The 8,151-nt window shown below is 33.6% G+C and carries 7 protein-coding genes; 2 read left to right on the top strand and 5 right to left on the bottom strand.

Going from position 1 to position 8,151, the window contains the following annotated elements:
* Nucleotides 1-103: 103 nt before the first annotated feature.
* A complete protein-coding gene (locus JOD96_RS02340; RefSeq protein ID WP_209562661.1) occupies nt 104-352 on the bottom strand; it encodes a hypothetical protein in 249 nt (82 codons plus the stop codon).
* A 450-nt stretch (nt 353-802) separates the two neighbouring features.
* Here JOD96_RS02340 and JOD96_RS02335 point away from each other — a divergent pair, with 450 nt between their 5' ends.
* A complete protein-coding gene (locus JOD96_RS02335; RefSeq protein WP_209562660.1) occupies nt 803-1,798 on the top strand; it encodes a BtrH N-terminal domain-containing protein in 996 nt (331 codons plus the stop codon).
* 410 nt (nt 1,799-2,208) lie between these two features.
* Here the strand turns inward: JOD96_RS02335 and JOD96_RS02330 are convergent, their stop codons facing one another.
* From JOD96_RS02330 to JOD96_RS02315, 4 genes are all read right to left on the bottom strand, one after another.
* Nucleotides 2,209-3,324 carry an IS3 family transposase gene (locus JOD96_RS02330; protein WP_209562659.1) on the bottom strand — a complete coding sequence of 372 codons (1,116 nt, stop codon included), beginning with the start codon at nt 3,322-3,324 and terminating at the stop codon, nt 2,209-2,211.
* 35 nt (nt 3,325-3,359) lie between these two features.
* Nucleotides 3,360-4,466, bottom strand: coding sequence for an IS3 family transposase (locus JOD96_RS02325; protein WP_209562658.1), 1,107 nt, complete (start codon nt 4,464-4,466; stop codon nt 3,360-3,362).
* A gap of 659 nt (nt 4,467-5,125) precedes the next feature.
* Nucleotides 5,126-5,872 (bottom strand): hypothetical protein, encoded by a 747-nt coding sequence (locus tag JOD96_RS02320; RefSeq protein WP_209562657.1) that lies wholly within the window; start codon nt 5,870-5,872, stop codon nt 5,126-5,128.
* A gap of 1,053 nt (nt 5,873-6,925) precedes the next feature.
* Nucleotides 6,926-7,399: a hypothetical protein gene (locus JOD96_RS02315; RefSeq protein WP_209562656.1), complete on the bottom strand. Its 474-nt coding sequence runs from the start codon at nt 7,397-7,399 to the stop codon at nt 6,926-6,928.
* A gap of 319 nt (nt 7,400-7,718) precedes the next feature.
* On the opposite strand from JOD96_RS02315, the gene JOD96_RS02310 reads away from it, so the two are divergent.
* Nucleotides 7,719-8,075: a hypothetical protein gene (locus tag JOD96_RS02310; protein WP_209562655.1), complete on the top strand. Its 357-nt coding sequence runs from the start codon at nt 7,719-7,721 to the stop codon at nt 8,073-8,075.
* Nucleotides 8,076-8,151: the final 76 nt, after the last annotated feature.

Raw genomic sequence — 8,151 nt, 5'->3', positions numbered from 1 at the left:
TAGTGTAGTCTTTTTGTGTACGCTTTATATAGCGTAATTCTTGATCTTTTTCCATAATGATACTTTTTGTGTATCGCTATTTCAGGACTAGACATTCTCTGCCTTACTTAAAAATAGATACACTATCCTCAAGCTGCTCCCGGGCAATAAAAGCAGTAATAAATTCCTGTACTTCACCGGCTGCTCCCATTTCAATATCAAAAGAATTGATATGAAACTCCTCATCCTTATCCAAAATGTGTATGATCTGAGTATAGCCCCTGGAGATCAGGCTCCCTTTTAATTTAATAATATTGGACTGCTGTTTGCCGTCAAGCTGTTTTCGAACCTTCAGCTTCATCCCCTTTTCCATTGCAATTTAATTTAAATACTACGCTTGCTCTTTGACACCAAATATAAAAATTATTCATTGATATCTTACCCGGGATTCCATAGAATATACTGATACCTTCATTACTAATTCTCAATCGCTGCGTCTTGTTATTTTTAAATAGGCGGACATTGATCCTAAGTATTTTCAGCCCCGATAATCTTTTAAATCTTTATCGTCCCGATATGGGCCTTAAAGGCAATGCCGTGAGGCGTTACAACCCGAAAACCTCCCTTGTCAGTAAGGTGATTTCTTTATACCCTGTTTTTTTTGCACAAACTCTCATGACTATTACAAAATCCTATATGTATTAGTATTTTTGCGTAGTATTGTAAAACCATTACACATACAATGCAAAGCTATACCTATTAAAGGCAGATATACTGTCAAAAGTATGCAAGTTGGCAGTTAAAATACCGTACAGAAGCGATAATGAAAATAGATAACATAAAAGCATTTGAAGGACAACATTGCGAAACAACAGCAACAGGAACTTTGTTGGGGCAACTTAACATAGAACTTTCCGAGCCTATGCTTTTTGGACTGGGACAAGGACTTGGATTCATATTCTGGAACATGAAATCCATGGATTTTCCTTTTATTGGCGGAAGGGTAAAACCGGACGTTCTAACTGAAAATATTGCAAGAAATCTAAATCTTGTATTGTCGGTCAAAGAAACAGCATCAGCCCAAAAGGCCTGGGAGAACGTAAAAGAATTACTAGACAAAGGACAGGCAGTCGGATTAAAATTGGACTGTTTTCATTTGCAATATTTTTCACAGGCATTTCATTTTGCAGGACATTATACTGCAATTTATGGTTATGATAATGAAAATGCCTATTTGGTGGACACAAAACAGCAGGGGGGCAAAGTGAAAACAAGCTTGAAAAGTTTGTCGTTAGCCAGAGCAGCAAAAGGTCCAATGTCATCTAAAAACCTGTATTATATTTTGGATAAAACAGACAATAAATTTGATTTAAAAACGGCAGTTTTAACTGCAGTTAAAAATAACGCTGCTGAATATATAAATCCACCTATAACAAATATTGGCTATAAAGGAATTTTAAAAACAAGTACAGAAATAATTAAATGGTTTAAGAGAAGTAAAGATATTGAAAACGACTTTAAAACAGCTGCAATGCTTATGGAAAAGGCAGGTACAGGCGGAGCATTATTTAGAAACCTGTACCGTGATTTTTTAAAAGAAAGTTACGACATGTTTGAATTGGACCAACTCAAATCAGGACATGAGGCGTTTATGGAAATTGCAGAACTTTGGACTTCAGTTTCGTATTTATTTGAAAAAGTGAGCCAAACCGGCAACTTCAAGTATATTGAGCAGGCATCAAAGATTTTAAAAACCATCTCGGAAAAAGAAAAAAAAATAATGGAAATTTTAGCGACAATAACCCCCGACCAGATATAACAATATACCATCCATCACAGTTTAGCGAGCTGGAAAACCTGTTCTCATGATCCAGATAACAAGAATTTAACGATCGCTTTTACAATAAAATTGGTTAAATTTCTGATCACTAATTATAAACAGTAATGTGCTATGAGTGGAATGGGAAATTGGAGCGGAGACCGAGATTCAGGTGGCTCAAGCTTAGGGATTAAAGCACGTACTTTATTGGATGATGTCCTTAGTCGATTGAGTCCTTACAGACCTATATGAGTTTATCATGCCTTATTTACAAAGCATCATCACATTAATAACAATAAAAAAATGAAAAAATTCCCATTTGCATCAATGAGTATCGCATTTCTTGGATGTCTTATTTAAAGAAAACAATACTGGAATTGATATATGCATAAGTAAACAATAATTGGCTTTTACGATTCCCTGTTTTGATTAAACTCTTCAATTGTTTTATAACCTAAATATGAATGCCTTCTTTTCTTATTATACCAATTTTCAATGTATTCGTAAACCTCGACCCTCATCTGTTCCTTGGTTAAGCGTTTATTTCCGTTAATTAACTCTCTTTTAAAGGAGCTAAAAAAGCTTTCGGCAACAGCATTGTCATTATGATTTTGCTTTCGACTCATACTACGCCTGACATACTTATAAGAGTCCAATGTTCTGGTAAAAAGTTTATTAGCATACTGAACCCCTTTATCAGAGTGGAAGATTAAATCCTTAGTGATTTTTCTATTTTTAACTGCCATTTCCCAGGCCGGTATAGTAGTCTCTTTGGTACTCATACTGTCACTTAAACTCCATCCGATGATTTTCCTGTCAAATAAATCCAAAACGACCGTAAGGTATAAAAAGCCTTTAATTGTTGCTATATATGTAATATCTGACACCCAGGCTGTAGCAGGCTCACTAACTGAGAATTCCCTATTTAAAATATTTGGGGAAACATAGTGATTATGAATTGAATCTGTTGTTGCTCTGATTCTTTTGGCTTTTTTGCGCAGTCCCAACATTCTCATATAAACCTTAATTTGACCTTCTCCCACTTTAAATCCTCTACGTCGAAGCTCTTTGGTAATTTTATTGTATCCAAATGTTTTATTGAAATGATAATATATAGAGACAACCTGTTCTTTTAGTAAAGCTATTCGAGCTTGTTTCTCGGAAATCTCCTGTTTTTTCAGCCTGTAATATGAGCTGGTCGATATTTGTAATAATTCGCACATTTTTAAAAGTGGAAATTTAGATAAATTGTCTTCAATGAACCGTTTAGTCATTAATTTTCCTTGAGCTGCATGTTTACTGCCATTTTTTAAAATTTCTAGTGTAAGTTCTGAATCCCGTATTTTTTTATTGAGCTGTAAAATTACAGCATCCTTAGGATTTAATTTTAGGTAATCAAATTTTTTGCGCCATTTAAGCAAAGTAAATCGACTTATGCCAAGCTTTAACGCTAAATTTTTAATTTCTCCCTGTTCATAACTTAACCTGACTGCATTCTCTTTAAAACTACGCTCATAGGTTTTCATAGCCTGAAGTTTAATGAATTTATAAGATTATGATTTTAATGTATATTTTTGATATATTGAGCTATTTTTTCCTGCATGTCTTCTTTAGCAGGAAGCATATTTGAGTTGACCAGTTCGGACTTAAGGGATGCAAAAAATCTTGTCGGGATCGTATTATCTAAATGATTCGCAGTTCGGCTCATACTTTGTTTAATATGTTTATAAGAGTTTAATTTACGGACAAACATCTTATTTGCATATTGAGGTGATCGATCAGAGTGAAATATTAAACCCTCTTTTGTCTTTCGATTGTTGACAGCCATTTCCCAGGCGGGCATGGAAGTTTCCTTTATTTTCATCCCTTCGCTTAAATTCCATCCAATAATTTTTCTATCAAATAAATCCATTATAATGGTCAGGAATAACAATCCTCTTGCTGTCTCTAAACTTGTTATACCTGATACCCACACCTGAGAAACTTCGTCAGCTGTAAAGTGTCGATTTAGCAAATTAGGAAAAACACAAGGATTACGGGCAATAAATACTGAACCGGATTTGATTTTATGCTTTGAACTTAGCTTACTTACCAGGCCTAATTTTCTCATATGTGTCCCAACTGAAGAAGGATTTAACTTAAAACCGCGGCCTTCTAACTCCACGGAAATTTTGTAGCCACCATATCTCCCATTATATTGGTAAAATATAGCTGTTATTTCTTTCTCCAATAGAATCGTTTGATTCTGTCTGGGGGAAATTACTTGATTTTTCCAATTATAATAGGTGGTGGACTTTATACCTAAAACCTCACACATACCACAAAGTGAATATTTATCTAAATTGTTTTCAATAAAATAAAAAATCATTGGTTTTCCTTTCAGTATAAATTTACTTGCACTCTTAAAAATTTCAACTTGACGTTCTACTTTCTGTAGCTTTTTTGTCAGTGTGATTTTAAGTACTGCAAGCCTTTTTTGCTCGGGGTTTCTAAATTGTCCGACTCCACAAAAACTTTCTGCTCCATATTTTTGAAGCTCATTTCTCCATCTGTAGATATTCGAATAAGCTATCCCAAGCTCTCTTGCAACTTTAAAAAAATTTGTTTCAAGCCCAAGTTTAACTGCATTCACTCTGAAATCACGATCGTAAATTTTACGTTTCTCCATCACCTAAAGTTTAAACTTTATCTTTATGTGAATTTAAAAAATATAAATAACAGTAAAACAATGATTTGAAGTTTATTTTAACGACCTCGGTTAGATTTAAAAATCAAAATGGTAAGCAGGGGATATTTTAACAAATATTATATAAAATTAACCCAAAGTTTCCTTTAAAAAACGACAGCAAAATTTACCTCAAAAAATAAATGATAAATTCAGGCGCGCCCAAAATGCAATGACGAGCTTAAAGAAGATAAACTCAGCAGGAATGACACAGGTCAGAGTACACCGGGCAATACTAATCCTTCCAGCGAAAATTTAATACACCCAGCTTGATGCCGGGAAACTGAATTCCAAGAATAAAATCCCAACACAGAAATGGATTCAACTTTTAACCCAGATTGCTTCGGCAGTTCGCTGGCATTCCGGTGCAGCAAATAGCGGGAACGGTTCCTGAAAATAGTAATGTGACATCAGTTCTTAGAACTATTCATATAGCAATTATTGCTATTTTGCCAACACAAAATCGAGCAAAAATGTTTGATAATTCAGAAAGGAGACTTGATACGTCTCCTTTTCTTATTATTATAGACACGATGAAAGCACTTTCCCGATTAAATGATATATAACTGCTTTTTGTATAATATAGTTTATAACCTCCGATTTTAAAAAATAATTCTGGCGGTGTTTGTCCCAATTATCCCTTTATATAATTTATATCCTTTTAGCGATTCCGGCAGGGGCTCTCTTTTATAAACCTTCTGTTCATTAAGAAAATCTGTCTCCATGAAATCATCTGCCTGACTTTTATCCAACATAAAATCATAAGTACCCCCTAATAGCTTAAAGCCTGTTAAATCGTAATATTCAATTACTTTCTCACCAGGTTTTAGAAAGATAAAATAGGTACTTTCAATCTTTCCTATGTTGGCGACACTGATTCTGTCTTCAACGGTTTTAGTATTGGTATTATCTTTTTTATAAAAACGCTCATAAATAAAGTGCAACTGTTCATTGATGAAACTAATGTCATGTTCATCGGCTATACTATGATCTGCTTCTAAAACTTCCCAATAATGATGAAACTTGCTAATGGGGATATTCACGGCATATTTCTGATTAGTATGTTTTTTTAAATTCTTTAAATAGGTCCTGAGGTTTGTATTACGGTTATAATCTTTCAAAAGCCCTGTAGTGATAAAATCCAATTCTGCAGCAACTTTTTTCAGATAAATGGAATCTTTTGTGTTATTGATATAACTTATCTTCAAAAAAGGATAGAGATCTGAACTATATTTTTTCCACAAATGCGCATCTGCCTTTTTTTGTTCAACCGACAGCACAACTGATACATTTTGAGAAAATGAATTGAGGTAAAAAAAACAGAATAGTATTGTCAGTATTTTATTCATCACTATTTTTTTTAAGGATATTGGAAATTTGAATTTGTTGTCCAATTAAAATTTGTAAATCCCATACTGCTGAATTCTTTAAATTCGGCAAATTTTCTGATGTCCTCCGAACTAAACGAGGTCCCCTGTAACTCATCCCCTAAAAATTATGTATATACAACTATAAAAAAAGCAAAAAAAGCAATCATTGACTATATCAAAAATTTCTATAATAATTGCAGAAGACATTCTGGCCTTGGAATTTAATAATAGAAGAATTTCAGAATCTATAATTACATGTGAAAAAATTAAATCTAAAAAAAGCTACAGTTTTCGACAAGCTTTGAATGTTTTCACAACAGAATAATTCTTATTGTGAATTGCTTCAAAATGTATTGCAATAATACAATAAAATCTCTTCAGACCTTTTTCTACCACAAAAATTTAAGGCTTTTAATTTAGATAACTTCATTGTTAAATTTTGATCAATATTTTCAGAATTATAATTTACTTTTTATAATTTGATTGAAGTTTAAAAATTATTCCTAAAAGAGTTGTCTCGCCCACAAAAAAAAGGCATATAAAAAAAAACGAAGGCTGTTTTAATTGGCATGCGATATTATTCTAAATCGCAGCCTATCTGTGCATGTCACTTGGGTTACTTAAGCATCAACACCTCTATTATTATCACTCATCTATTAATGGAGTAAGGCTTTCAATAATATATTTATATTTTTTTAAAAATTGCAGATCTTCAATACCGACATCTTATGCATTAATGAAATTATATAAATCCATCGCAAAAATTCTGTAATTCGAAAGGCCGCTGTAGGATTTACTTTTGATCAAAAGAACAAATATTCAAATAACCCATACTACGAAATCATCCCAATACGCCACCTGTCCAACGCTATATTCCGTTAACCCAGTCCCTATTAAATCCAAATCTAATTTTCAGCATACAGAAACTGAAACAATTGATTTGGTGGATCTGTATAATAGAAATACTGATGAACCTGATTTTGACTGCGAGTTTTTACGCGATGCTGTTCTGAAGTAAATGCTAGGATGTTTTTAACCTTTGTATGTTTGTTGCTTTCCATTATACTCGATAGTCCAGTTCAGGCTGTCTAACTGCTTAATGGTAATAAGGTATTTTTTACTGTAACTATTTTTTTTAAATATCGTTTTCCAGCCATATTTATCTACGCTGTCTTTTTGAATAATAAACAATCTTGCCTGCTTATCTTCCAGCCTGTTGAAATAGTTATCCCAATATCTGGGTCTGTCGTGATTTGCAGCAGTTTCCCCTTTTCTGATTTTCTGAAAAATAAAAGGCGCATCGTAATCGCCTTTTTTATTTTCATCAAAGCCTTCCTGGTACTCATAATAGAAGCCTGAACTATACATACTGTCATTTTCAGAAATTATACTATACACCGTTTTATCTGAATTGTTTTTGACCAGCAATTCACGATCATCCAGTTTATCGCAGGCGTAAAAAGTAATTAAAAGAAAAAGAGATAGAAAAATTTTAAGTTTTAGCATTGTTTAAGGTTTTAAATGATGGTATAATTTATATTTTAATTCGTTCGAAAGATAGTTAGTATTTATAGGATAATCATTTTTAAATTTATTGAAAACCGAGGGATAATGGAAGTACTAATAAGCCATGGTATTGGCCATTACCTCAGTCCAGTTACTTGAAGCTGTCAAGGAATTTAATGTAAACATACTAGACCACATACCGTAAGCATAAAATTTAATGGGGCATTATGTGCGTGTAAATAATGCCCGTATTTGTGCATTAGAAGCAGCCCTCGATAACTATTAATGCCCTTGTTTTTATACCCATCGTAAAAAGCTTGTGAAGTATGTATATAAAGGAAACTTAAAAAAACGAACAAACAGCTTGTTCAGCTGGAGTGAAGACTTTCAGTATGATGATTTACACAGACTGACTTCGTTTAAAAATGCAACAGGTGTTCTTGAGAACCAAAGTTATGACGACAGCGGCAGAATTTCACAAAACGGTGTGGGATCGTACACTTATTCAGCCACCAAGCCCTACCAAAATTCTTCTATCGAGACTACTACTGCAGGCTTAACATACTACAGCGGACGGAAAGTACCGACCATAACCTATAATTCGTTTAAAGCACCGATTGAAATTATTGAGGATACTGTGGATAAGGTTAGCTTTACCTACAATGATTCTGATTAGCGCAGTGTTATGTTCTATGGAGGCTTGCAGAACGATCCCCTTGCAAGACAGTTCCGAAAGCATTATTCGTCGATGG

It is taken from the genome of Flavobacterium sp. 1355 (assembly GCF_017833415.1).
In the GTDB taxonomy this organism is placed as follows: domain Bacteria; phylum Bacteroidota; class Bacteroidia; order Flavobacteriales; family Flavobacteriaceae; genus Flavobacterium.
This window is presented reverse-complemented; position numbering and strand designations above follow the sequence as displayed.